The following is a 1,269-nucleotide window of genomic DNA, read 5'->3' as shown; positions in this document are numbered from 1 at the left end:
GCGATGCTCCACGTCCGGGCGTTGTACCTCAACGACCAATGGGATGAGTTCCTGGAGTACCGGATCGAGCAGGAGCAAGCCCGGCTGTACCGATCAGTTGCAGCATAGCGGGAGGCGAGTTACGCCCAATCGCTTTTGGGTTGTCGTTTCGACGGGCATCGCTTCTTTCTCCATGAATCGGATTGCGCAGTGTGCTTCATTTGTGTATTATGCACCTTGCACCTGAGTGCAAGGTCAAGGCCGTTTCCAAGGGCTGGCGGGAATCCCGAGCAATGGCCGCGACGTCTTCAATCGGAAAGGTTTCGATGAGCAAGCAGTACACCATCAGCCAACTGGCGCATGCGGCCGACATTCCCACCACAACGGTCCGCTACTACGAGCGGGTCGGTCTGATCGATCCGGAAGTCCGCAGTGGGGGCAATTATCGCCTATACAGCGAGGAATCCCTCCGCAAGCTGAAGTTCATCCGGGCAGCGCAGGCCATCGGTTTCACGCTGGATGACGTGAAGGATCTCCTTGCCGCGCCAAGCAACACGGCCGCGTCGTGTCGAGAAGTTCAGTCGCTCATTGAAAAGCGGCTAGACGAAGTTGGCAGTCGGCTCAAGGACTTGCGACACGTTCAACGCGTCCTGAAAGCGTCCTTGGAGAAATGCAGGGACACGGAACTGGCCGACTGCTGCCACGTGATTGAGACGTTGCGAGAAACGTCGGGGGCCGGCTGATGATGTACGGCCGCTGGGAGTCTGCCGTATGACACCAAGCGGAGTGGCAGGTTGGAGCCAACCTGCCACTCCAACATGAGTCCAGTGTCACTGCAATGTCAGTCGGGGCGAGAGGATTTGAACCTCCGACCTCACGGACCCGAACCGTGCGCTCTAGCCAAGCTGAGCTACGCCCCGAATTGGGAAGAACTTACGGGAACTATTTTGCCAGTTCCGCAGCGATTGTCAACAGCAGTGCGGTTTGCGTTCTGAAGCCAGGGCGTCGGACGCCGGGGAGGGCGGTGATTGCGGGATGACGGGGGGCAATGGAGAGGGGGACGACCGCGGTTGAAGAAGGGGCAGAGCGGCAGGGAGGCACAGAGGTGCTGGTTCGAGTTGGTCGGGGTCGGATTGTCGACCAGGACGAGGATCGGTGAGGAGCGGGGTGATCCGGAAGAGGGGGAGTCAGGGGCGATGATCCCTGTGTTACTCGGATCGGCCTTGGGGTCGATCGAGGGACCGGGAGGCTGGCGGGGGGGGGGGGTTGATTGAGCGGGGCCGGGGCGCC

1 protein-coding gene and 1 tRNA gene are annotated in these 1,269 nt (G+C 60.5%); one reads left to right on the top strand and one right to left on the bottom strand.

What is annotated here, in order from left to right:
• Nucleotides 1–305 precede the first annotated feature (305 nt).
• Nucleotides 306–722: a heavy metal-responsive transcriptional regulator gene (locus TsocGM_RS25605; RefSeq protein ID WP_126728288.1), complete on the top strand. Its 417-nt coding sequence runs from the start codon at nt 306–308 to the stop codon at nt 720–722.
• A gap of 102 nt (nt 723–824) precedes the next feature.
• On the opposite strand, the gene TsocGM_RS25600 is transcribed toward TsocGM_RS25605, so the two are convergent.
• Nucleotides 825–899, bottom strand: a tRNA-Pro gene (locus TsocGM_RS25600).
• Nucleotides 900–1,269 lie beyond the last annotated feature (370 nt).

This window comes from Tautonia sociabilis (assembly GCF_003977685.1).
In the GTDB taxonomy this organism is placed as follows: Bacteria; Planctomycetota; Planctomycetia; order Isosphaerales; family Isosphaeraceae; genus Tautonia; species Tautonia sociabilis.
This window is presented reverse-complemented; position numbering and strand designations above follow the sequence as displayed.